This window comes from Streptomyces sp. NPDC019531 (genome assembly GCF_044903305.1).
Taxonomy (GTDB): Bacteria; Actinomycetota; Actinomycetes; order Streptomycetales; family Streptomycetaceae; genus Streptomyces.
The window spans coordinates 92979-116685 of record NZ_JBJDQL010000010.1 but is presented as its reverse complement, the minus strand read 5'-3'; the positions used below and the strand labels follow the sequence as shown (position 1 = coordinate 116685).

General features: G+C 70.5%; 20 protein-coding genes. 5 read left to right on the top strand and 15 right to left on the bottom strand.

Features of this window, described 5'->3' with window-relative positions; all coding sequences use genetic code 11:
* Positions 1 to 53: 53 nt before the first annotated feature.
* From guaB to ACI2L1_RS15265, 3 genes are all read right to left on the bottom strand, one after another.
* Positions 54 to 1556, bottom strand: a complete 1503-nt coding sequence (gene guaB / locus ACI2L1_RS15275) for an IMP dehydrogenase (RefSeq protein ID WP_404739792.1) — start codon at positions 1554 to 1556, stop codon at positions 54 to 56.
* A gap of 139 nt (positions 1557 to 1695) precedes the next feature.
* Positions 1696 to 2283: a sigma-70 family RNA polymerase sigma factor gene (locus ACI2L1_RS15270; protein ID WP_007384137.1), complete on the bottom strand. Its 588-nt coding sequence runs from the start codon at positions 2281 to 2283 to the stop codon at positions 1696 to 1698.
* A 299-nt stretch (positions 2284 to 2582) separates the two neighbouring features.
* On the bottom strand, positions 2583 to 3194 hold the full coding sequence (locus ACI2L1_RS15265; RefSeq protein WP_003948568.1) for a response regulator transcription factor: 612 nt from the start codon (positions 3192 to 3194) through the stop codon (positions 2583 to 2585).
* A 381-nt stretch (positions 3195 to 3575) separates the two neighbouring features.
* Between ACI2L1_RS15265 and ACI2L1_RS15260 the strand changes: the two genes are divergently transcribed.
* On the top strand, positions 3576 to 3905 hold the full coding sequence (locus ACI2L1_RS15260) for a WhiB family transcriptional regulator (RefSeq protein ID WP_404739791.1): 330 nt from the start codon (positions 3576 to 3578) through the stop codon (positions 3903 to 3905).
* 45 nt (positions 3906 to 3950) lie between these two features.
* Here the strand turns inward: ACI2L1_RS15260 and ACI2L1_RS15255 are convergent, their stop codons facing one another.
* Positions 3951 to 4850 (bottom strand): LysR family transcriptional regulator, encoded by a 900-nt coding sequence (locus ACI2L1_RS15255; protein ID WP_404739790.1) that lies wholly within the window; start codon positions 4848 to 4850, stop codon positions 3951 to 3953.
* An 81-nt stretch (positions 4851 to 4931) separates the two neighbouring features.
* Between ACI2L1_RS15255 and ACI2L1_RS15250 the strand changes: the two genes are divergently transcribed.
* The 3 genes from ACI2L1_RS15250 (at position 4932) to ACI2L1_RS15240 (ending at position 7356) form a co-directional block, all read left to right on the top strand.
* Entirely contained in the window at positions 4932 to 5600 is a 669-nt protein-coding gene (locus ACI2L1_RS15250) for an MOSC domain-containing protein (protein ID WP_404739789.1), read from the top strand.
* Positions 5601 to 5697: 97 nt separating this feature from the next.
* Positions 5698 to 6471, top strand: coding sequence for an SDR family NAD(P)-dependent oxidoreductase (locus ACI2L1_RS15245; protein ID WP_404739788.1), 774 nt, complete (start codon positions 5698 to 5700; stop codon positions 6469 to 6471).
* 177 nt (positions 6472 to 6648) lie between these two features.
* Positions 6649 to 7356: an ester cyclase gene (locus ACI2L1_RS15240; RefSeq protein WP_404739787.1), complete on the top strand. Its 708-nt coding sequence runs from the start codon at positions 6649 to 6651 to the stop codon at positions 7354 to 7356.
* 103 nt (positions 7357 to 7459) lie between these two features.
* On the opposite strand, the gene groL is transcribed toward ACI2L1_RS15240, so the two are convergent.
* The 4 genes from groL to ACI2L1_RS15220 all read right to left on the bottom strand — a co-directional run bounded on the left by groL (position 7460) and on the right by ACI2L1_RS15220 (position 11402).
* Positions 7460 to 9085, bottom strand: coding sequence for a chaperonin GroEL (gene groL, locus ACI2L1_RS15235; protein ID WP_404739786.1), 1626 nt, complete (start codon positions 9083 to 9085; stop codon positions 7460 to 7462).
* Positions 9086 to 9201: 116 nt separating this feature from the next.
* Positions 9202 to 9510, bottom strand: a complete 309-nt coding sequence (groES, locus tag ACI2L1_RS15230) for a co-chaperone GroES (RefSeq protein WP_028807844.1) — start codon at positions 9508 to 9510, stop codon at positions 9202 to 9204.
* Positions 9511 to 9714: 204 nt separating this feature from the next.
* A complete protein-coding gene (locus ACI2L1_RS15225; protein ID WP_404739785.1) occupies positions 9715 to 10503 on the bottom strand; it encodes a polysaccharide deacetylase family protein in 789 nt (262 codons plus the stop codon).
* On the bottom strand, positions 10500 to 11402 hold the full coding sequence (locus tag ACI2L1_RS15220; protein WP_404739784.1) for a polysaccharide deacetylase family protein: 903 nt from the start codon (positions 11400 to 11402) through the stop codon (positions 10500 to 10502). Before ACI2L1_RS15220 ends, ACI2L1_RS15225 begins: the two co-directional genes overlap by 4 nt.
* 129 nt (positions 11403 to 11531) lie before the next feature.
* Here ACI2L1_RS15220 and ACI2L1_RS15215 point away from each other — a divergent pair, with 129 nt between their 5' ends.
* Positions 11532 to 12698, top strand: coding sequence for a methyltransferase domain-containing protein (locus ACI2L1_RS15215; protein ID WP_404739783.1), 1167 nt, complete (start codon positions 11532 to 11534; stop codon positions 12696 to 12698).
* On the opposite strand, the gene ACI2L1_RS15210 is transcribed toward ACI2L1_RS15215, so the two are convergent.
* From ACI2L1_RS15210 to ACI2L1_RS15180, 7 genes are all read right to left on the bottom strand, one after another.
* Complete coding sequence (locus ACI2L1_RS15210; RefSeq protein ID WP_404739782.1) at positions 12649 to 15993, bottom strand: NACHT domain-containing protein; 3345 nt, start codon at positions 15991 to 15993, stop codon at positions 12649 to 12651. The genes ACI2L1_RS15215 and ACI2L1_RS15210 overlap by 50 nt on opposite strands.
* 135 nt (positions 15994 to 16128) lie before the next feature.
* Positions 16129 to 17391, bottom strand: a complete 1263-nt coding sequence (locus ACI2L1_RS15205) for an RNA polymerase sigma factor (protein ID WP_404739781.1) — start codon at positions 17389 to 17391, stop codon at positions 16129 to 16131.
* Between the two features lie 50 nt (positions 17392 to 17441).
* Complete coding sequence (locus ACI2L1_RS15200; RefSeq protein WP_404739780.1) at positions 17442 to 17798, bottom strand: YciI family protein; 357 nt, start codon at positions 17796 to 17798, stop codon at positions 17442 to 17444.
* 123 nt (positions 17799 to 17921) lie between these two features.
* Positions 17922 to 19313: an FG-GAP and VCBS repeat-containing protein gene (locus tag ACI2L1_RS15195; RefSeq protein ID WP_404739779.1), complete on the bottom strand. Its 1392-nt coding sequence runs from the start codon at positions 19311 to 19313 to the stop codon at positions 17922 to 17924.
* Positions 19314 to 19396: 83 nt separating this feature from the next.
* Positions 19397 to 20437 carry an LCP family protein gene (locus ACI2L1_RS15190; RefSeq protein ID WP_404739778.1) on the bottom strand — a complete coding sequence of 347 codons (1041 nt, stop codon included), beginning with the start codon at positions 20435 to 20437 and terminating at the stop codon, positions 19397 to 19399.
* A 73-nt stretch (positions 20438 to 20510) separates the two neighbouring features.
* Positions 20511 to 21839 (bottom strand): endo-1,4-beta-xylanase, encoded by a 1329-nt coding sequence (locus ACI2L1_RS15185; protein WP_404739777.1) that lies wholly within the window; start codon positions 21837 to 21839, stop codon positions 20511 to 20513.
* 779 nt (positions 21840 to 22618) lie between these two features.
* Entirely contained in the window at positions 22619 to 23683 is a 1065-nt protein-coding gene (locus tag ACI2L1_RS15180) for a LacI family DNA-binding transcriptional regulator (RefSeq protein WP_404739776.1), read from the bottom strand.
* Between the last annotated feature and the right edge of the window lie 24 nt (positions 23684 to 23707).

Sequence of the window (23707 nt, the reverse complement as noted above, 5' to 3'; positions counted from 1 at the left end):
GGTCCCGGATGCTCCGGGACCGCCCTCACGCGCGTGTGGCTCTCAGCAAAGGCTCACTTACGGCTGTAGTTCGGCGCCTCGACCGTCATCTGGATGTCGTGCGGGTGCGACTCCTTCAGACCCGCCGAGGTGATCCGCACGAAACGGCCCTTGGACTCCATCTCGTCGATGGTGGCCGCGCCCACGTAGCCCATGGTCTGGCGCAGCCCGCCGACGAGCTGGTGCAGGACGCTGGACAGCGGGCCCCGGTAGGGCACCTGGCCCTCGATGCCCTCGGGCACGAGCTTGTCGTCGGCGGAGATCTCGGCCTGGAAGTAACGGTCCTTGGAGTACGACTTGCCCTGGCCCCGGGACTGCATGGCACCGAGCGAGCCCATGCCGCGGTACGACTTGAACTGCTTGCCGTTGATGAACTGCAGTTCGCCGGGCGACTCCTCGCAGCCCGCGAGCAGCGAGCCCAGCATCACGGTGTCGGCACCGGCCGCGAGCGCCTTGCCGATGTCGCCGGAGTACTGCAGGCCGCCGTCACCGATGAGCGGGATGCCCGCCGGGCGGGCGGCGAGGGAGGCCTCGTAGATCGCGGTGACCTGCGGGACGCCGATACCGGCGACGACCCGGGTCGTACAGATGGAGCCCGGTCCGACACCGACCTTGATGCCGTCGACACCGGCGTCGATCAGCGCCTGGGCGCCGTCACGGGTGGCCACATTGCCGCCGATCACGTCGACGCCGACACTCGACTTGATCTTGGACATCCAGCTGAGGGCGTTGCTGTTGTGGCCGTGCGAGGTGTCGACGACCAGGAAGTCCACACCGGCCTCGGCGAGCGCCTGGGCCCGCTCCAGGGCCTCGGGGCTGGCACCGACGGCGGCACCGACGAGCAGCCGGCCCTCGGAGTCCTTGGCGGCGTTCGGGTACTTCTCCGCCTTGACGAAGTCCTTGACGGTGATGAGGCCCCTGAGGACGCCCGCGCCGTCGACCAGGGGAAGCTTCTCGATCTTGTGGCGGCGCAGCAGTTCCATCGCCTCGCCGCCGGAGATGCCGACCTGGCCGGTGACCAGCGGCATCGGCGTCATGACCTCGCGCACCTGACGGCTGCGGTCCGACTCGAAGGCCATGTCACGGTTGGTGACGATGCCGAGGAGCTTGCCGGCCGGGTCGGTGACCGGGACGCCGCTGATGCGGAACTTGGCGCACAGCGCGTCGGCCTCGGCGAGGGTCGCCTCCGGGTGCACCGTGATCGGGTCGGTGACCATGCCGGACTCGGACCGCTTCACCAGGTCGACCTGGTTGACCTGGTCCTCGACGGAGAGGTTGCGGTGCAGCACGCCGACGCCGCCGAGGCGGGCCATCGCGATGGCCATGCGGGACTCGGTCACCTTGTCCATGGCCGCGGAGAGCAGCGGGATGTTGACCCGGACGTTGCGGGAGATGCGGGACGAGGTGTCGACCGCGTTGGGGAGCACCTCGGACGCTCCCGGCAGCAGCAGCACGTCGTCGTAGGTCAGCCCGAGCGTCGCGAATTTACCGGGCACTCCGTCGACGTTTGCAGTCATGACACCTTCCCCAAATGGCCTTGATCGGTGCGGATGTCCATGCTAACGGGAAGCAAGGGTGGCAAATTCCACGGTTCGGACCGACTCCGGGCTTCGTATGTTCGTACGGAAAGGGCGCGCCGGCCGTTCAACGAAGGAACTACTGCTCCGCCAGCGCCCGCAGCCTGCTCAGTGCCCGGTGCTGGGCAACACGGACCGCACCGGGTGACATTCCCAACATCTGACCCGTCTCCTCCGCCGTCAAGCCCACGGCGATGCGCAGCAACAGCAGCTCGCGCTGGTTCTCGGGGAGGTTGGCCAGCAGCTTCTTGGCCCATTCGGCGTCGCTGCTGAGCAGCGCCCGCTCCTCGGGGCCGAGGGAGTCGTCGGGCCGCTCGGGCATCTCGTCCGAGGGGACCGCTGTGGAGCCGGGGTGGCGCATCGCGGCGCGCTGCAGGTCGGCGACCTTGTGCGCGGCGATGGCGAAGACGAACGCCTCGAAGGGGCGCCCGGTGTCCCGGTAGCGCGGCAGGGCGAGGAGGACGGCTACACAGACCTCCTGCGCGAGGTCCTCCACGAAGTGCCGGGCGTCGCCGGGGAGACGGGACAGCCGGGTGCGGCAGTAGCGCAGGGCCAGCGGATGGACATGGGCGAGCAGGTCGTGGGTGGCCTGCTCGTCCCCTTCCACCGCGCTGTGGACGAGCGCGCCGATCGCCCCATGGGGATGAGCCGCCTCGTCGTCACGCATCGGTCCATGGTGCCTTGGCGTCGTTGGATCCGCGGCATCGCGCTGGTTGTTGTGCACCGAAGCGTTATGAGCAGGTGCGCCGGAACTCATCCCTTGCGCCCTCCCCTTCCGCTCGACCGACTCGTCCCCGAGAGACTCCACATCTCAAGGATGCGGCATCCGTCGCGAAACAAGCATCGGGCACCGGCACCCGCGCCCCGACGGGGCGCGGGACTGCATCAATATGCGGCTGCCGCCGCGTGGCCGCGACCGGCCACGAACAACCCGCAGCCTTACTACGACGTCACGCGACGGAATGCTCAGCGCACCAGGCCCCAACGGAACCCGAGCGCCACGGCATGCGCCCGGTCCGAGGCCCCGAGCTTCTTGAACAGCCGCCGGGCATGCGTCTTCACGGTGTCCTCGGACAGGAACAGCTCACGCCCGATCTCCGCGTTGGACCGACCGTGGCTCATCCCTTCGAGCACCTGGATCTCACGCGCGGTGAGAGTCGGCGCCGCACCCATCTCCGCGGACCTGAGCCGCCGCGGGGCAAGCCGCCAGGTCGGGTCGGCAAGGGCCTGCGTGACGGTCGCCCGCAGCTCCGCGCGGGACGCGTCCTTGTGCAGATACCCCCGCGCGCCGGCGGCCACCGCGAGAGCGACCCCGTCCAGATCCTCCGCGACGGTGAGCATGATGATGCGCGCACCGGGGTCGGCGGACAGCAGTCGCCGTACGGTCTCGACGCCGCCCAGACCGGGCATGCGTACGTCCATCAGAATCAGGTCCGAACGGTCCGCGCCCCAGCGGCGGAGGACTTCCTCGCCGTTGGCCGCGGTCGTCACGCGCTCGACGCCGGGCACGGTCGCGACCGCGCGGCGGAGCGCCTCTCGGGCAAGCGGGGAGTCGTCGCAGACGAGGACGGATGTCATGGCCGCCCTCCGCAGCTGATGCACGTCACCTTGAGCCTCCAGGCTGGTACGAAATCGTCACCTGTGCGGTCGACCGTCTCGGACGCCTGCCCGAGCACTTGTTGTTTCAACCGCCTCCGCACTCTCAACGACGGTCACCCGAAAGAGTTACGGGGCTGCGCACTGTCTTCGGCACTCTACGTGAGGGCCCGGACACGGTGCAGACATGCGCGGCGGACCCACAACGTTTCATCACAACCCATGCCCCATTCAGACCCTTTTCTTCCCATTTCCAGGTGTCTGAGGCTAGATTCGCAATGAGTCATATTTTCATCTCCTTAGATCGTAGATGTACGGTCGTGGACACCGTATCCGCCCATAACGGCTGCAAGGGGTCACGCAATGGCAGATTTCTCCCGCCTTCCCGGACCGAACGCGGACCTGTGGGACTGGCAGCTCCTGGCTGCCTGTCGCGGGGTGGACAGCTCGCTCTTCTTCCACCCGGAGGGCGAGCGCGGTGCGGCGAGGAGCGCTCGCGAGAACTCGGCCAAGGAGGTCTGTATGAGGTGCCCGGTGCGCGCGCAGTGCGCGGCGCACGCGCTCGCGGTGAGAGAGCCGTACGGCGTGTGGGGCGGGCTGACCGAGGACGAGCGCGAGGAGCTCATGGGACGGGCACGGCATCGGCTGGTATCCGCGTCGTCGTCCGTCGGGAACGGCGCATCGAACAACTGAAGGAACGTTTCTCCTGGAAGGGCACGCGCACGCGTGCCCTTCCTTCTATGTCCGGCCCGACGCGGTCGCGAGCTGCTCCAGCGTCGCCGCCACGGCCGGCACCTGCGCCAGGTCGGGCAGGGTGAGCGCGACGATCTCCCGCCGGACCGCCGGTTCCAGCGTGACCGTACGCGCGCCTCGTGGCCGTACGGACTCGATCGCGAGCTGCGGCAGTACGGCGACCCCCAGCCCCGCGCCCACCAGGCCGACGACCGCCGGGTAGTCGTCGGTCGCGAAGTCGATGCGGGGCGTGAAGCCGGCGCTCTCGCAGACCTGGACCAACTGGCCGCGGCAGCGCGGGCATCCGGCGATCCACGACTCCCGGGCGAGCTCCCCGATGGCGACGGACCCCGCGCGCGCGAGCCGGTGCCGCTCCGGTACGAGGGCGACGAGCCGGTCGGTCAGCAGGGGCCGTACGACGAGGTCGTCCCACTCGTCGCCGCCCGCGGCCCCCTCGTACCGGAAGGCGAGCGCCAGGTCGCAGTCGCCCTCCCGCAGCAGGGCGACGGAGTGCGGGGGTTCGGCCTCCTCCAGGGAGACCCGGGTTCCCGGGTGGGCGGCGCGCAGGGCGGCGAGGGCGGTGGGGACGAGGGTGGAGCTGCCGCTGGGGAAGGAGACGAGCCGGACGCGCCCGGCCCGCAGCCCGGCGATGGCGGCGACCTCCTCCTCGGCGGCGGTGAGTCCCGCCAGGATCCCGGCGGCGTGCCGCACGAGCGCCTCCCCCGCCTGCGTCAGCCGCATCTCGCGGCCGCTGCGGACGAGCAACGGCGTGCCCACGGAGGCCTCCAGGGCCTTCATCTGCTGGCTGACGGCGGGCTGGGTGCAGCCCAGTTCGCGCCCCGCCGCGGAGAAGGAGCCGGTGGCGGCGACAGCGCGCAGGACACGGAGATGACGGGCCTCGATCACCGTCCGAGGATAAGCGGTGCTTTGATACGGCGCCGAATAATGCGTGGCACCTTTGGGCGCCGGCCCCCTACCGTGCCGTTCATGAAGCTTCTGTCGGTGAATCTGGGCCCTGTGAAGGCCGTGCCGTACACGGACAATCCTGAGGGCGTGACCGGTATCGACAAGCGGCCGGTCGACGGACCGGTGCGGGTGGCGGCACCCGGTCCCAAGGGCATCGGCGGGAGCGCGCTGGCCGGGGACGCGGTGTGCAAGAAGCAGCACCACGGTGGCGACGACCAGGCGGTGTACGCGGTCGCGCGCGAGGATCTGGACGACTGGGAGCGCGAGCTGGGGCGCACACTGGCGAACGGCTTCTTCGGCGAGAACCTCACGACGCAGGGCATCGATGTCTCCGGCGCGCTCATCGGCGAGCGCTGGCGCATCGGGCCCGACGTGGTTCTTGAGGTCACCAGCGCGCGGATCCCGTGCGGCACCTTCCAGGGCCACATGGGTGAGCAGCGGTGGGTGAAGCGGTTCACACAGAGGGGTGCGCCGGGGGCGTATCTGCGGGTGATCGAGCCCGGTGAGATCCGTACCGGGGACCCGGTCGGGATCGTGCACCGGCCGGACCACGAGGTGACGGTCGCCCTGGCGTTCCGCGCGATGACCACCGAACGGCCGCTCCAGCCGCGGCTGTTGGCGGCGGGCGAGGCGCTCCATCCGGAGCTGCGGAAGTGGGCGCTCGAATATGTGGAGAAGCACGGCGCCTGACTCGCCCCCGGCCTGCGGTTGTTCCCCGGCACTTCACCTACCGGGAGGCCCTGTGCAGCAGGCGGACGCTGTCGGTCCCGGTCACTAACCTTGCGCCATGACAACGGCATTGATTACGGGATCGACCGCGGGCATCGGTGCCGCGTTCGCACGACGGCTGGCGGCTGACGGGCACAACCTGGTGCTGGTGGCCCGCGACACCAAGCGGCTCCAGGAACAGGCGACCGAACTCCACGACCGGCACGGCATCGAGGCGGAGGTCCTCACCGCCGACCTCGCCACGGACACCGGCATCGAGGCGGTCGCCGCCCGGCTGTCCGACCGCAGGTCCCCCGTCGACCTCCTGGTCAACAACGCCGGGTTCGGCAACAAGGGCCGCTATCTCGATGTCTCCATGGCCGACGAGCTGAAGATGCTCAAGGTGCACTGCGAGGCGGTGCTGCGACTGACGTCGGCGGCGACGGAGGCGATGCGGGAGCGCGGGCGGGGCGGTGTCGTCAATGTCGCGTCGGTGGCGGCCTTCGTGCCGCGCGGGACCTACGGCGCCTCGAAGGCGTGGGTCGTGCAGTTCACCCAGGGCGCGGCGAAGGACCTGGCGGGCAGTGGGGTACGGCTGATGGCGCTGTGCCCCGGCTTCGTGCGCACGGAGTTCCACCAGCGGGCGGGGATGGGCACGGACAACATCCCGGGCTGGATGTGGCTCGACGCGGACAAGCTGGTCGCCGCCGCCCTCACCGACCTCTCCCGCGGGAAGTCGCTGTCGATCCCCGATCCGCGTTACAAGGCCCTCATGGGTCTGGTGAAGGTGGCGCCCCGGGGGCTGCTGGGCGGGATCTCGTCGAGGACGGGGCGGAAGTACGGACCGCAGTAGGCGACTCGGGGCCGCGGTGGCGACAGGGCGGCGGGTGCGGTCGCCCGCCCTTCACCAGACGTACGCCCGGACCAGACGTACGCCGGGGCGCAGTCGGCTCTGCATGGCCTGATGTCGCCGACGGGCAGAGAATGGTGGTGTTCGACCGGACCCAGGGGGGCCGGAGGAGACGGTGCCATGACCTTCGTACAGCTCATCGACTGCAGGACCAGCCGTTTCGACGAGATGGACCGGCTGATGGACACATGGGTGGAACAGACCAAGGGGAAGCGGACGGCGACGCACGCGGTGGTCGGCAAGGACCGCTCCGACTCGTCGCACTACGTCGAGATCGTGGAGTTCCCGTCGTACGAGGAGGCGATGCGGAACTCGAACCTTCCGGAGACCGACAAGATCTTCCGGGACCTGGTGGCTCTGTGTGACGAAATGCCGACGTTCACGGATCTTGATGTCGTACGGGACGAGAAGCTGTACGCGGACACCGCCCGCCGCTTCTTCGAGACGGTGGCCCTGCACGGGGAGCTGCCCCCGCTCGACGGTCTGATCGCACAGGACTATCACGACCACGATCCCGCCCGTGAGCAGGACGCCATCGGGATGGACGCCATGCGGCGCGAGGTCGGGATGTGGCGCGGCGGCTTCGACTTCGCCTTCTCCCTCGAGGACCAGATGGCCCAGGACGACCGGGTGTGCAACCGGTGGGTCTGGCGCGGCACCCACAAGGGCGACTTCATGGGGCTGGCGGGCACCGGGAGGCAGGTCACCATGACCGGGACGACGATCTTCCGGTTCAACCCGGACGGCAAGATCGCCGAGGGATGGTGGCAGTACGACCGGATCGGGCTGATGCAGCAGCTGGGGGCACTGGACACGCTGGAGACGTGAGCCCGGCCGAGATGGACCGCCCGCGAAGGGAGAAGCCCCCCGCTCCGCAACGGAACGGGGGGCTTCTTCAGGTGCTGCCCGCGTCAGTGGGCTGCTGCCTGCCTCAGTGGGAGTGGCCGTGGCCGTGACCACCGGCGGCCGACTCCTCCTCTTCCTTCTTCTCGACGACCAGGGTCTCGGTCGTCAGGAGGAGGGAGGCGATGGAGGCGGCGTTCTCCAGGGCGGAGCGGGTGACCTTGACCGGGTCGATGACGCCGGCCTTGACCAGGTCGCCGTACTCGCCGGTCGCGGCGTTGAAGCCCTGGCCCTTGTCGAGCTCGGCGACCTTGGAGGTGATGACGTAACCCTCAAGGCCGGCGTTCTCGGCGATCCAGCGCAGCGGCTCGACGACCGCGCGGCGGACCACGGCGACACCGGTGGCCTCGTCGCCGGTCTTGCCCAGACCGCCCTCAAGGACCTTGGCGGCGTGGACGAGCGCGGAGCCACCACCGGAGACGATGCCCTCCTCGACCGCGGCGCGGGTCGCGGAGATGGCGTCCTCCAGACGGTGCTTCTTCTCCTTCAGCTCCACCTCGGTGGCGGCGCCGACCTTGATCACGCACACGCCGCCGGCCAGCTTCGCGAGGCGCTCCTGGAGCTTCTCGCGGTCCCAGTCGGAGTCGGTGTTCTCGATCTCGGCCTTGATCTGGGCGACGCGGCCGGCGACGGCGGCGGAGTCGCCGGCGCCGTCGACGACCGTGGTGTCGTCCTTGGTGACCGTGACGCGGCGGGCGGTGCCCAGCACCTCAAGGCCGACCTGGTCGAGCTTGAGGCCGACCTCCTCGGAGATGACCTCGGCGCCGGTGAGGGTCGCCAGGTCCTGGAGCATCGCCTTGCGGCGGTCGCCGAAGCCGGGCGCCTTGACGGCGACCGCGTTGAAGGTGCCGCGGATCTTGTTGACGACCAGGGTCGACAGGGCCTCGCCCTCGACGTCCTCGGCGATGATCAGCAGCGGCTTGGAGGCACCCGACTGGATGACCTTCTCAAGCAGCGGCAGCAGGTCCTGGATCGAGGAGATCTTGCCCTGGTTGATCAGGATGTACGGGTCGTCGAGGACGGCCTCCATACGCTCCTGGTCGGACACCATGTACGGGGACAGGTAGCCCTTGTCGAAGGCCATGCCCTCGGTGAAGTCCAGCTCCAGACCGAAGGTGTTGGACTCCTCGACGGTGATGACACCGTCCTTGCCGACCTTGTCCATCGCCTCGGCGATGAGCTCGCCGACCTGCGAGTCCTGCGCGGACAGCGCGGCCACGGCGGCGATGTCGGACTTGTCGTCGACCGGCCGGGCCGAGGCGAGCAGGTCCTCGGAGATGGCGGCGACGGCGGCGTCGATGCCCTTCTTCAGAGCGGCCGGGGAGGCGCCCGCGGCGACGTTCTTCAGGCCCTCGCGGACGAGCGCCTGGGCCAGCACGGTGGCGGTGGTCGTACCGTCACCCGCGATGTCGTTGGTCTTGGTCGCCACCTCCTTCACCAGCTGCGCGCCGAGGTTCTCGTACGGGTCCTCGATCTCGACCTCGCGGGCGATGGTGACGCCGTCGTTGGTGATGGTGGGGGCGCCGAACTTCTTGTCGATGACGACGTTGCGGCCCTTGGGGCCGATCGTCACCTTGACCGTGTCGGCAAGCTTGTTGACGCCGCGCTCGAGGGCGCGACGGGCGTCCTCGTCGAACTTCAGGATCTTCGCCATGGGAGCGGTTCAGCCCTCTCGGAAAACGTGGGTGAAACGAACTGCGCCCCGAACGCCCGGCTTCATAAGGTCGCGGGGGCCCGGGGCGCAGCTCAAAAAGAAAAGCTTGAAGTGAATTACTTCTCGATGATCGCGAGCACGTCGCGGGCCGAGAGGACGAGGTACTCCTCGCCGTTGTACTTCACCTCGGTGCCGCCGTACTTGCTGTACAGCACGATGTCGCCGGTCTGGACGTCGAGCGGCAGACGCTCGCCGTTCTCGAAGCGGCCCGGGCCCACGGCCAGGACGACGCCCTCCTGGGGCTTCTCCTTGGCGGTGTCCGGGATGACCAGGCCAGAGGCGGTGGTCTGCTCGGCGTCGAGCGGCTGGACCACGATGCGGTCCTCGAGCGGCTTGATGGCAACCTTGGAGCTGGTGGTCGTCACGATCCGACCTCCCCCTTCGGAGATCTCACGGGGTTAACTGTCTGAGGTGGCGACCAGGTGGATCCGTCGTCGCGGGTGCCGGACCTGCCCGTCGCTGTGTTGGCACTCTCCAGTGGGGAGTGCCAGACCCGAGACTATGACCGTGATTAGCACTCGGTCAAGCGGAGTGCCAATCGCGTCTCCGGCGGAGGGCCGCCGGAGACGCTACAGGTAGTCCTCGAGACGCCCCACCGTCAGCCCCCGCCGCTGGATCTCGCGCAGCACCTTCGTGGTCCGCTCCGTGAGCGTCGGGCCCGTCGCCTCACCGGACGCCACCGACACGATGTCCCCCGCCCGCAGCCGCTGTGGAGGGTCGCCCTCCGGCGAGACGCTCCACAGCACGACCGCCGCGAGCCCGCAGTCCGCCGCCGCGCGCAGGGTCGTGGTGTCGTACGTCCCGTAGGGCGGCCGGAACAACCGGGGCCGGATGCCGAAGCGGGACCTGATCTTCTCCTGCTGGCCGCAGATCTCGGCGCGCTGGCCGGCGTACGGCAGGCCGCGCAGGGCGGGGTGGCCGAGGGTGTGGTTCTGGATGCTCGCGCCGACCGACTGGAGGCGCGCGAAGTGGCCGTATCCGGGGCCGACGACACTGTCGGTGAGGAACATGCTGACGGGCAGCCGCAGTTCACGGACCATGTCGACGAACCGCGGGTCCTTCTCGGCACCGTCGTCGTAGGTGAGGAAGACGACCTTGTCGGACGTCTGGACGCGCTTCACCACCCGCGGCGGACCGCCCCGGCCCGCCGCCGCGCGTGCGGGCGGCCGAGGGGGCGCGGGCAGCGGGGCCAGGAGACCCCAGTGACGGTACGGCCGCCCGTCGCCCCTGGTCGGCCCGTAGGACCCCACCCGCTGCGCCGCCTTCTTGCCCAGCCGTTCGATGGGGTCGACGGACTGGGCGCAACCGGTGAGCAGCAGGGCCGCCAGCACGGCGGCCGCCGCTGTCCTCGGCCTCACAGGTAGTCCTCCAGGCGTGCGACCGCGTACCCCTCGGCCGTGACCTTGTTCAGGAAGCGGCGGACCATGTCGGGCATCGTGCCCTTCCAGTCCCCCCGGCCCCGGAAGTGGCTGAGCACGATGTCGCCAGGGTGGATCCTCTGGTCCCACTCGCGGTACTCCCAGTGGTCGGCGAAGACCTCTTCGTTCCAGATGGGCGCGTATTCGACGCCGCAGGACTTCGCGGCGCGCAGGGTGTCCTCGTTGTAGTTGCCGTAGGGCGGGCGGAAGAGCGTGGGCCGCGTGCCGTAGTGCTTCTCGATGACGTCCTGCATCCCGCAGATCTCGTGCTTCTGGCGGGCGTAGGACAGTCCGGGCAGGTGGGGGTGGTGGAGGGTGTGGTTGTCGAGTACGACGCCGCGGTCCCGCATCTTCCGGAAGTAGCCGTAGTCCGGCCTGACCAGGTAGTCGCTGAGGAAGGCGGTGTACGGGATCTTCAGTTCGCTCATCATCCGCAGGAACGCGGGGTCCTTCTCGGCGCCGTCGTCGATGGTGAGGAAGACGATCTTCTGCCGGGTGGGGATCGTGGTGAAGACCGGCGGCAGCCCCTTCTCCTCGTGGCCGTCGACCTCGAAGCCCTCGCGGGTGGTGATGCGGGGTTTGGTCACGGGCGCCGGTGGCGCGGTGAGCGGGGCCTCTTCCAGACCCCAGCGCTTGGCGACGGCGGTCCGGGCCTGCTCGGCGCGGAACCTGGCGGCCCTGATACGGACCTTGTCGGCCTGGAGGTCGGGGACGGAGGCGGGGGCCGGGGGCGCCTTGAGGGGCCGCTGTACCCGTACGTCGGTCCTGGCCTGCCGGGCACAGCCGGAGACGAGGGCGGCCACGGCCAGGAGGACGAGTCCGCTGCGGGTCGGCACCATAAGCGCACCCTTTTTGTAGTTTTGTCCTACTGTTCCCATGGGGCCGGATCCTCGCAGGTCACAGCGGTGCGCCCGGGTCGACACCGCCGCCGGAAGCACACCGTCCACCGACTGGCCCACAATGACCCGGTGAACGACCTCGCCCTGCTCCTCACCCCCGAGGGCCGCGCCCTCCTCGACGACGTGCGCCACACCGCCCCCGCCGACGAACTCACCGTGGCCACCCGGCTGCGCCGCGAGCATCCCGCCGAACTGGTCTCCGCGGCGCTCGGCCAGGCCCGGCTGCGGCAGCGGGCGGCGGCGAAGTTCGGGACCGAGGACGCGGGGCGGATGTTCTTCACCCCGAACGGAGTGGAGCAGTCGACCCGGGCGAGCGTCGCCACTTATCGGGCGGAACGCTTCCGGGCGATGGGTGTGCGGTCCGTCGCCGACCTGTGCTGCGGGATCGGCGGGGACGCGATCGCGCTGGCCCGGGCCGGGATCCGGGTCCTCGCGGTGGACCGGGACCCGCTGACGGCGGCGACCGCGCGGGCGAACGCTGAGGCGCTGGGGCTCACCGACCTGATCGACGTACGGGAGGCGGACGTCACGGAGGTCGACACCGCCGCGTACGACGCCGTGTTCGTGGATCCGGCGAGGCGGGGCGGGCGGGGCCGCATCTTCGACCCGGAGGCCTACTCGCCGCCACTGTCGTGGGCGGTCCAGGCGGCGCTCAAGGCCCCGTACGCCGCGCTCAAGGTCGCCCCGGGCATCCCGCACGAGGCGGTCCCCACGGAGGCCGAGGCGGAGTGGATCTCCGATGGCGGGGATGTGAAGGAGGCGGTGCTGTGGTTCGGCACCGCGCCGGGTGACGTACGGGCGACCCTGCTGCCGGGACCGCGGACACTGCTCGGCCGGGGGCTCCCCGATCCCGAAGTCCGGCCCGTGGGGCGGTACTTGTACGAGCCCGACGGCGCCGTCATCCGGGCCCATCTGGTCGCCGAGACGGCCGAGGAGGTCGAGGGCGGACTCGTCGACTCCACCATCGCGTACGTCACTTCGGACTCCCTGCTTCCGACGCCGTACGCCACCGCCTACGAGATCACCGACCAACTCCCCTTCAACGTGAAGAGGTTGAAGGCGCTGCTGCGGGAGCGGCGGGTCGGAATCCTGACCGTGAAGAAGCGGGGGTCGGCGGTCGAGCCGGAGGAACTGCGACGGAAGGCGCTTCCGAAGACGCAGGGGCCCAACTCGGCGACGGTGTTCCTCACCCGGGTGGCGGGGGCGCCGACGATGCTGATCGGGCGTCCCGTCTGACGGCGAGGGGCTGGACGGTGCCGTCGCGCAGGACCCGTACCCGGGCCCGGCGGCTCGCCTCGTAGGCGTGATGGTGGGCCTGCGGGAAGTACATGCTGTTGAGGTCGCCGCAGGGCAGGAAGCGGACCAGCCAAGCGACCGAGTCAGCACCCTCGGCGGCGGCAGCGGCGGCCGTCAGAAGCTTTGCGTAGTCCCTGCGCAGGACGCCGAAACCGGCGCTCGGCGTGCCCTGGAAGTACCGGAAGACGGTCTGTGCCCGGGACTGCGGTACACGGTCGGGGATCAGTTGCCGCGGCAGGTGCGCGCCCGTGCTCAAACGGTCCAGGCAGTCGTCCACCTCGTCCTCGGGGGAGAAGGCGTACAGCCAGTCACGCGCCTTGACCCCCTCTCGGTCCGGCATGCCTGCCCTGACCCGCAGGTCCTCGACGATGCCCGAAATGCCGTACGGCACCAGGACGGAAACGAGGCGGTGCGGCGCGGGAACGGCCTCGTCCGCCTCCTCCTCGCTGTTCCAGCGGTCGAGGAGCACCACGTCCCCGTCCACGATCGCGGTACGGATGACGTCGAGGCCGGTCGGTATCCCCCAGGCCGCCAGCGTCGCCGCGGCGGCCACCCGCAGGTTCATGTCGGGGTGGGCGGCGAACTCGGCGAGTTCGTCCGGGTCTCCCGGGCTCTCGTCCAGGCACTCCAGCGCGAGACACCGCGCCTGGACCGTGAGGGTGCGGTCGCGGGCCAGGGTGAGCAGGGCATCACGCGGGGCCCGGCCGTGGCCCTCCGTGATGTGGTCCCGTACCGCGGTCAGCAGCGCGGTGCCGCTTCCCATGGAACGGAAGCGGTCCAGCAGCGTGCGCACACCGACCTCACCGGCCGCGTCCAGATACGCCCCGGCCAGGTCCTCGTGGTCGAGGGGCCGCAGCAGCAGTTCGAGCAGCCGTCCGGCCGTGTCGGGCTCCCGCGTGTTCTTGAGCGCGTCCCGTGCCGCCGACGCGACCGTCTGGAACCACGGGGAGCCCAGCCGCATCTCCAGCGCCCGCAGGAAGACGTCCGCGGGGGCGCCCGCCTGGCCCAATGGTCGCAGCAGCATGGCGATGTCCTTGGCCGCCGACCAGTTGTCGCGGCCGGGCTCCTCGGCCAGAACCCGCAGCTTGCGCTCGAGCTCCGCGCGGAGGATGGGGACCGCCGCCTCCACCCGCAGTGTGCCCAGCGCACTGATCAGGGCTTCCCGCAGCGGGCCGGAGACTCCGCCCAGTGCGAAGACACCCAGCAGCCGCTCGCCCACCCTCCGACCGCCGTGCGCCTCCAGGGCCTGCACGAGCGCCAGCCGGGCCTCGGTGTCCCGTTGAGTGTCACGGATGTACGCGATGACCTCGTCCAGCTGTTCGTCGGAGCGTGCCACCCCGATCAGCGCCGCTGCCGCCCGACGCTTCTCGTCCGGGTACGGGGAGTCGCCCAGCAGGTGCCAGACCGTGGCGACGATCTCCCGGCGCAGGGCCACGTCGGCCACCCGCGGGCTCCCCGTCAGACAGCGCGCCGCCAGCAGCAGGTCCGTGTGGAAGAGGTCGTCGCCCGGCAGGTCGAGGAGGCCCGAGTCGTCGACGCGCGGCTGGTCCGGCTCCAGTTGCAGCAGGCCCGACAGCAGCGGCGACGCGTCCGGCAGGGACCCTGCCAGCAACAGGATCACCTCCTCCCACCACGGGTCGTACCGCGACCGCACCGCCTGGCGTATCCCCTCCGCGCCGCGCTCCAGGAGGGCGGCGGCGGTGAAATGCTCCTGGAGGGTGAGGTGGAGGAAGCCGTACCATCCGTGCGCCTGCGGTTTGAGCAGCCCGTACTGTGCGGCGATCTCGTCGAGGATGGCCCGGCTGTCCTGCGGTGCGAGGTCGATGGTGGGCAGGAAGCGGGCGATCTGGTCGAGGAGGTCGTCCTCGGGGAAGTACCGCAGGCCGCGCTGGTGGTAGTGGCGGGCGATCTCCTTCAGCAGGTCCTGTTTGCGGTCGGTGGTGAAGCGGCTGTATCGAGTGATCTTGCGGTGCGCGTCCCACTCACGTAGCAGCACCTCCACGCAGCGTTGGTACAGCGCGGCCCGCCGCTCCGGAAGCTCCAGGTCCCGCTCGTAGACAATCGCTATCAGGCTCAGCAGCAGGGGGTTGGCAGCGAGGGTCTGCAGCCGGCCGTTGGCGGACAGGGCGCGCACCAGGCCCGCGCGGCGGCGGTCCGCGGTACCGAACCAGTTGGCGACGAACGTCTCGATCTGCGGCCACTCGAAGTCCAGCGCCTCCAGCACCTGGAACTGCGGCAGTCCACCCCGCCAGCCCTGTCGGCGGCAGGTCGCGGCGATCGGCGCCCGAGGGAACCGCGTTGCCAGCCGGGCCAGTTCAGCGGTGACCCGGTGGTACGCGCTCTCCGCCTCCCGTGCGCTCTCCCCGCCCAGCACCTCGTCCAGACCGTCCAGCAGCAAGGCCGCACCGCCGTCGGCGAGCTTCTCCACGATGTAGTCGCGGGCGTCCTCGAAGCCGTACTGCTCCGCCCAGTGCTCGGCGAGGTGGTCCAGCAACGACTCGTGACCGCTCTCCACGAACCGGAACAGCTCGACGTAGGCCGGGAGCACGGGCAGCGACTCGTGCTCGGACTGGGTGGCCATACGCAGGGCCAGGTGACGCAACATGGTCGTCTTTCCGGCACCTGGGTCGCCCACCACCACGATGCGCCGGTAGCGCTGAAGGGCGTCGACCGGCGCATAGGTGTGGACGACGGCCTGCGCCTCGGCCGCGGCCCTGGCCTCAGCGCGTTCCGCATCGGTACGACGGGTCCGACGCTCGGCGTCCGTGCGACGGGTCTGCCGCTCCACCTCGTCCGCGGACAGGAACCGCAGCGGCTGCTGCTCCTGGACGCCGACCTGGACGTAGAGGCGCTCAAGGTGCAGCGGGCGGGACATGTCGAGGATGCGCAAGGTCGACAGCTCCTGCACCAGGCGCCCGCAGTAGGCGGCGGCTCCGGCCTCCAGAGTGCTGCGGCGGACGGCCACCCGTTCCGCGGCCCGCTCCCGCTCCTGCTCGGCCTCGCGGGCGGCGCGGCGGCGCTCACGCTCCGTCAGTTGCCGTTCGTGGTCCCACTCCTGCTCCTTGAGCTGCATCTGGGCGGCCGTCTCCAGCCTGATCTTCTCCCGCTCAAGGCTCTGCACCCGCTGGGACTGCCACACCGCCACCGCCGCGGCGACCATCGCGACCAGCAGTCCGCTCAGCGCGGTGACGACCGAGGTGCTGTCCAGCGCGACATACCCACCCGCCAGCGACACAGGCCCCCCTGTTGGCTCCCCGTCCCCCGTACGCCTCCAGTTGGATTCTGACAGCGGGGACGGCCGGTGAAACCCCCCGTGGGGAACAGTCTCGAACCGTCGTCCCCGACCCGGGGCTTCACCCGGGGACCGAGGTCAGCGCCCGCACTGCCGTGCCCTGCGCAACAGCAGTTCCCTTTCCCGTTCGTTGCGGGTCAGTGTGGCCGCGCGTTCGAACTCGGTGCGGGCCTCTGTCGTGCGGCCGAGTCGGGCCAGGAGGTCGCCGCGGACGCTCGGAAGCAAGTGGTAGTCGTTCAGGGCGGGTTCGTCGGTGAGGGTGTCGACGATCTCCAGGGCCGGGGCCGGGCCCTCGGACATCGAGACGGCGACCGCGCGGTTGAGTTCGACGACCGGGGAGGGGGCGCGGGCGGCGAGCAGGGCGTAGAGGGTGGCGATGGCCCGCCAGTCGGTCTCCTCGTAGGAGTACGCGTGCGCGTGGCAGGCGGCGATGGCGGCCTGGAGGACGTAGGGGCCGGGAGCGCCGGTGGCGTCGGCGCGGGCCAGGGCCTTGATGCCGCGGGCGAGGAGCATACGGTTCCAGCGGCTGCGGTTCTGGTCCTTGAGGAGGACGGGTTCGCCGCGCGGGCCGGTACGGGCGGCCGTGCGGGAGGCCTGGAACTCCAACAGGGCCGCGAGGCCGTGCACTTCGGGCTCCTTGGGCATCAGGGCGGACAGCACGCGGGCCAGCCGGAGGGCGTCCTCGCAGAGGGCGGGGCGCAGCCAGTCGTCGCCCGCCGTGGCGGCGTAACCCTCGTTGAAGATCAGGTAGATGACGTCCAGGACGGAGCCGAGACGGGCCTCGCGGTCCGGGCCGTAGGGCACCTCGAAGGCGATGTTCTTCGTGGCGAGGGTCCGCTTGGCGCGCACGATGCGCTGGGCGACCGTGGCCTCCGGGACGAGGAAGGCGCGGGCGATCTCCGGGGTGCTCAGGCCGCCGAGGAGGCGGAGGGTGAGAGCGGTGCGGGCCTCGGCGGACAGCACGGGGTGGCAGGTGGTGAAGACGAGCCGCAGCAGGTCGTCGTCGATGTCCCCGGGGTCGGCAGGGTCCTCCGGCGGGGCGGTCTCCGACAGGTCCCGGCCGATCTCGGCCAGCTTGCGGGCGTAGTTGTCCCGGCGCCGGATCAGGTCGACGGCGCGGTGCCGGGCCGTGGCCATGAGCCAGGCGCCCGGGTTGTCGGGGACGCCGTCCCGGGGCCATTGCTCCAGCGCCGCGACCAGGGCGTCCTGGGCGAGCTCCTCGGCGATGCCCAGGTCACGGACGATACGGGTGACGCCGGCGACGACACGGGGCGACTCGATACGGAAGACCGTCTCGATGGCGTGGCGGGGATCGGCGCCGGCGGAGGGCTGTGTGCTCACAGCCCTCCATTCGACACCCCGCACGCCCCACGGCCAAGGAGCGGCGGGTCTCAGCCCTCCGCGATCTCGCGCACCTCGCAGGTCACCGTCCAGAACGGCTCGTGGGTCTTCAGGAAGCGCTTGGTCCATTCCAGGGCCTCGGCCATGTCCTTGCACTGCATGAGCGCGTACCCGCCGACGACCTCCTTGGCCTCGGTGAAGGGCCCGTCGGTCACGGAGATCTCGCCGCCCTCCCAGTGCACGCGCGCCCCCTGGGCGGACGGCGTGAGTCCTGCGGTGTCCAGCATCACGCCGGCCTTGGTGATCTCCTCGATCAGCTCCCCCATCCGCTGCATCAGCTCGGGGCTGGGGCCTTCCGCGGGAGCGGTCTTCTCGTCGATCTGCACGAGGGAGAGATAGCGGGGCATGGTGACTCCTCGAAGGTTCGGGCCGGTTCCTTCCGGCCTCTCACCCTTGCGTCGATCGGCCGGCACCGGAATCGACAGGCCCCGCGGATTTCTTCGAAGTTTTTTTCCCGGGGCCCTGACCTGCTACGACAGCGACCCGCCGAACCACGCCTTCGCGTACGGCGCCCCGACCGTCCGGGGGCCGAAGGTGAACGCCGCGTCCGTCACGATGCCCGTCGGGCGCCCCCGCAGCGACCAGACCGCGCCGTCGCCGGTGTTCTCGCGGGGTGCCGCCGCCGCGAGGTCCGCGTAGCCGTTGCGGTTGATGTCGAGGAGGCTGACCGAGCCACCGAAGTTGTCGCTCGACTCCACGGCACCGGGGACGCCCTTGGTGTCCTGGGTGAAGCCCTGGGCGCCCTTGCCGGTCAGGCCGCCGCGGCTGCCGTACAGGACGTTGACCATGCCCGCCCCGTCGTCGTAGCCGAGCTCCTCGCCGGGCACGCCCACGGCCACGTCGTCGTAGCCGTCGCCGTTGACGTCACCGGCCGCCACCGCGGCGCCGAACCAGTCCTCGGTCTCCTTGCCACCGGGGACTCCCTCGGTGTTCTGGCTGTACGACTTCCAGGTGGACTTCGGCTTCAGACCTGAGGCGGAGCCGAGGGCCACCGTGACCGTGGAGTAGTTCGTGGCGCCCCGGACGACGTCGTCGTAGCCGTCGTGGTTGACGTCGCCGAAGGCCACCCCGCCGTCGCCCTCGGGAGCCTCGTAGCGGGTGAAGGCGTCTCCGGAGGCGTTGGCCAGGTAGAAGCGGGAGGTGGAGGCGCCCTCGCCGATGTAGTCGGTCAGCGCGAGGTCGTCGCGGCCGTCGCCGTTGACGTCCCCGGCGGCGGAGTACAGCACGTCGTCGTAGCGGAGGTCGGTCGCGCCGAAGTCCTTCGTGCCGGCCGGCTTCCCGGCCCGGGATATCGGCCCCCGCCAGACGGTGGCCTTGGTGCCGAGCGGGTCGTCGACGTGGGAGCGGCCCCCGCGGAACAGAACCAGGTCCTGCTTGCCGTCGCCGTCGAAGTCGCCGGCCTGGGTGGCCGCCGCGGGGACGGACACCCCGCCGGACAGGCCGCTCTTGCCGCCCCAGACGACGACCGCGTCCCGGGCGGCGGATTCCTGCCCGATGATCAGGTCCGTGCGCCCGTCGCCGTCCAGGTCCCCCTTGGACAGCTGGATGCCGAAGTTCTCGCCTGCCGCGGGGCTGCCCGGGATACCGCTGGTGGCACGGCTGATGATCGTCCGGTGGTCCTTGGTCAGGCCGTGCGGGCCGCCGTACATGACGGTGACGTAGCCCGCCCCCTTCTGGCCGCCGACCGTGGCGATCGGGGCGCCGACGGCGAGGTCCTTGTAGCCGTCGCCGTTGAAGTCGTCACGGACGGGGGCCGCGGTGGCCGCCCCGGCGCTGCCCGTCAGGGCGGGGATTCCGCCGAGCGCGAGCACTCCGGCCACCAGCGGCACGGACCAGGCTTTGTACGAACGCGAAATGGACATCGAGAATCCCCCTGGTTACGGCAATGCAGTCACCGCAACAGACACCTCGGGGCGCCCGATGGTTGTAACCGTCGGTTCGTGTCTCAGCGGAGCGACTCCCACAGCTCGCTCGCCGCCGGTTCCTTCGCCACCACCCGGTTGGCGTTCGAGGGCGCGGTCACGACCGGCATGGTCACGGTCTTCACGTCGTCCGCCGACAGGCCCTTCAGGCTCTCGCCGAGACTCATCAGCTCGGTCAGCGAGTCGAGGCCGGTGTCAGTGGTGAGGCTGCCGGTGATCGCGTCGGCGACGGAGTACAGCTCGGTGGGGCTGGTGAGGAGGTTCGTCGAGGAGATCTGCTCCAGCAGGGCCTTCACCAGCTTCTGCTGGAGGCCGATGCGGCCGAGGTCGCTGCCGTCGCCTATGCCGTGCCGGGTGCGGGCGAGCGCGAGGGCCTGCTTGCCGTTCAGGTGGTGGGTGCCGGCCTTCAGGGTGAGGTGGCTGTCGGCGTCGTCGATGTCCTCGTCCGTGGTCACCGTGACCCCGCCGAGCGCGTTGACCAGCTTCGCGAAGCCCGAGAAGTCGATCTCCATGTAGTGGTCCATGCGGACGCCCGTGATCGACTCGACCGTCTTGACCGCGCACACCGGACCGCCCACCGAGTAGGCGCTGTTGAACATCGCCCCGTACGACACCGCCGTGGAGCCGCCGTCGGACAGCGGGCAGGACGGGCGGGTGACGAGGGTGTCGCGCGGGATGCTGACGACGGTGGCCGTGGTGCGGCCCGCGTCGATGTGCACGACCATCGCGGTGTCCGAGCGGGCGCCCGTGCTGCTGCCGCCGCCGAGCGCCTGGTTCTCCGTGCCGCTGCGCGAGTCCGAGCCCAGGACCAGGATGTTGACGGCCTCGGTCGGCAGCGGGGCCGCTGCCGAGGCGGAGGCCGAAGGAGACGGGCTCGCCTTGGCCGGGCGGTCGTCGCCGAGCGCGCTGTTGATGTCGACGCTCTTGATGTTGCTGTTGAGATGCCAGTACGCCCAGCCGGCCGTCCCGATGCCCAGCACCAGGATGCCCACCAGGGTGAGGCCGGCGGCCTTCAGCAGTGCCGGCCGCCGGCCGGTCCGTCTGTCCTCGTCGTCTCCGATCACAGACAGGAACGTAAGTCCGAATTATTACGAGGGTCGCCTCCGGGGCGGCTTTCTTCGGAAAATCTCAGAGTTCTCAGCCCAGCGTCACCGTGGGCACCGGGTTGCTCCCGCTCCAAGAGCCGTTGAACCCGAACGTCACCGAACCGCCGTCCGGGACAGTCCCGTTGTAGGAGGCGTTCGAGCAGCTCACCACGGCTCCCGACTGGGCGCAGGTCGCGTTCCAGGCGTTCGTGATCTGCTGACCCGCGCCGGGGGTCCATGCGGCCTTCCAGGACGCCAGCGAGCCGCCCGCGCAGGAGATCGTCACCTGGCCTGTGAACCCGGTGTTCCACTGGCTGGTCACGGCGTACGCCGCCGTGCAGCCGTCCGTCGAGGGACCACTGCCGCCGAGCGCCTGCGCGATCGCGTAGTACGCCGGTTTCGGCGCGTAGTTCTCGTCGTACGGTGTCGCCGCGCCCTGTCCCGGGAAGGTGCTCGGGATCCAGGAGTCGGAGTCGGTGAAGCCCCACACGGTGACGCCCGCGCACCTCGTGACCGCCACGCAGGCGTTCATGACGGCCTTGTAGTCAGCGGCCTGCTGAGCCAGTTTTGTGCTGTCGGACGGCAGCGTCATCCGGATGTCCAGCTCGGTGATCGCCACGTCGACGCCGAGGTCGGCGAAGCGCTGGATGTTCTGCTGGAGGGTCGAGGGCACCTGGCCGAGGATCAGATGAGCCTGGAGTCCGACCCCGTCGATCGGAACCCCTTGTTCCTTGAGGGACTTGACCAGGTTGTAGAGAGCCGTGCTCTTCGCGTTGACGCCCTCGACGTTGTAGTCGTTGATGTACAGCTTGGCGGCCGGGTCGGCGGCGCGGGCGGCGGTGAGGGCCTGGGCGATGTAGCCGGTTCCGAGGCCGTTGTACCAGAGGCTCTGGCGGTAGGTGCCGTCCTCGTTGAAGGGTTCGTTGACGACGTCCCAGGCGGCGAGCCGGCCCTTGTAGCGGCCCACTTCGAGCGCGATGTGGTCGTTGAGCAGGGTGCTCAGCTGGGCGGAGGTCCAGGTGCCGTTCGTCAGCCAGCTCGGGTTCTGGCTGTGCCAGACCAGCGTGTGGCCGCGCACCTGCTGGCCGTGGGCCTCGGCGAAGTTCACGATCTGGTCGGCCTCGGCCCAGTTGTAAGTGCCCCGGGTCGGCTCGACCGAGCCCCATTTCATGGCGTTGCCGGGGGTCAGCGAGTTGAACTGCGCCCCCGCGATGTCGCCGTAGGTCCCGGTGAGTTTGGAGCCGGTGACGGCCGTGCCGATGACCTTGCCCTTGGCGTCGGCGAGGTCGCGCAGGGGCGGGTCGGCGGCGTGCGCGGCGGGTGCCGTGGCCAGGAGCGCGCCCAGGAAGAGGAGCGGCAAGCCGGTTCTCAGAGATCTCATGCGGGTGCCTCCGAAAGTTTCGGTCGTCCAACCGATTGGCTTCGGAGGAGTGTGGGCGCCGTCACCTCACCCGTCAATAGGCCACCTTCCGGCCACTGCGGTGTCGCTGCGCACCACAGGGCTCGTCAGCCGGGACCCGCCCCGTCGGCATCCGTATCGCCACCCACCGGCCACGACCTGCCGTCTCACCCCCGAACCGCATCACACCCCCGCGCCCGACCAGGCACGCGCCCCGCTCCGGCCGCAGCCGTGCTCCCGCATTCCACCACCGCACCCCGCCCCGCCCAACCGACCCGCGACCCACACCCCCACCCACCGAACCCGACGCGCTGCATGAGCCCCCACCGAACCGAAACAGGCCGCCGCAGGCATTCAGGGGCGCGGGGAACTGCGCGACCAGCCCCCACCGGCCTACACCCGCCACACAACCCGACCCGGCACTCCCTACTGCGTACGCCCGCGCCGCCACCACCGTCGGCTGCAGCCGAACCCCCACCCACCAGCCACGACCCCACCCCGCACGACCTGCCACCTCACCCCCCGAGCCGCACCACACCAGGCCGGATCACCCCCGCGCCCGCATCACCGCCCCATCAGCCCCGTCAGCCCCGTCAGCCCCGTCACCCCCGGCGGCAGCCGTACCCCTGCGCACCACCAGTTCGCCGACCGCGATATCGGCCCGAACGAACCAGCTCCCCAGCAGCCCGGCCGAAGCCCCACCGCCCCACCCGACCGCGCCAGGCCGAGCGACACCCCTCACACATGACCAGGCACCCCGGTCAAACGGCCGAAGGCACCCCCGTGCTGCTGCGTACCACCAGGCTCGTGGCCAGCTCCACGCGGGTCGCTGCCGGGTTGCCGCCCTCCCGGCCCAGGTCGAGCACCAGCTTCGCCGCCGCCTCGGCCATCTCGGTCAGCGGCTGGCGTACGGTCGTCAGCGGCGGCCCCACCCAGGGCGCCACCGGAAGGTCGTCGAAGCCGACCACGCTCAGGTCCTCCGGGATGCGCAGTCCCAGCTCGCGTGCGGCCTCGTACAGGCCGAGCGCCTGGAGGTCGTTGCCGGCGAAGACCGCGGTGGGGCGATCCGGGCGGCGCAGGAGTTCCAGGCCCTGGCGGTAGCCGGTCTCGTGGTGGAAGTCGCCGGCCATGACCAGCTCGGGGGCGACGGGCAGGCCGGCCGTCTCCAGCGCGGCCCGGTAGCCGTCGATGCGGGCGCGGCTGCACATCATGCGGGAGGGCCCGCTGATCGCCCCGATCCTGCGGTGCCCCAGCTCGACGAGGTGCCGGGTGGCGGCGAGCCCGCCCTGCCAGTTGGTCGCGCCGATCGAAGGCACGTCGGCGCCCGGATCGCCCGCCGGGTCCATCACCACGAACGGGATCGACCTGCTGCCGAGCAGCGCGCGCTGGGACTCGTCGAGTCCGGACAGGACGAGGATCACTCCGTAGGGGCGGCGGGCGGCGACCTGGTCGGCCCAGGTGCGCCCGGGCGTGAGCCGCCCCGCGCTCTCGCTCAGCACGACACTGAGCCCGGCATCCCTGGCCACGTTCTCCACGCCCCGGATGACCTCCATCGCCCACGCGCTCTCCAGCTCGTGGAAGACCAGGTCGATCAGGGGCGAACGGCTCGCCTCGGCGCGCCGGCGCCGGTAGCCGTGCGCGCGCAGCAGGTCCTCGACGCGGCTACGGGTCGCGGGGGCGACGTCGGCTCTGCCGTTGAGGACCTTCGAAACTGTCGGCGCCGAAACGCCGGCCTCCCGGGCGATCTCGGCCAGGGTGGCGGTCTGCGCGGACCTTCCCGCCGTAGGGGAAGTCGTCCGGGTTTCAGCGGGCTCCGGGGGTGTCATGGCGGCGATCGTATCCCTGCGCGA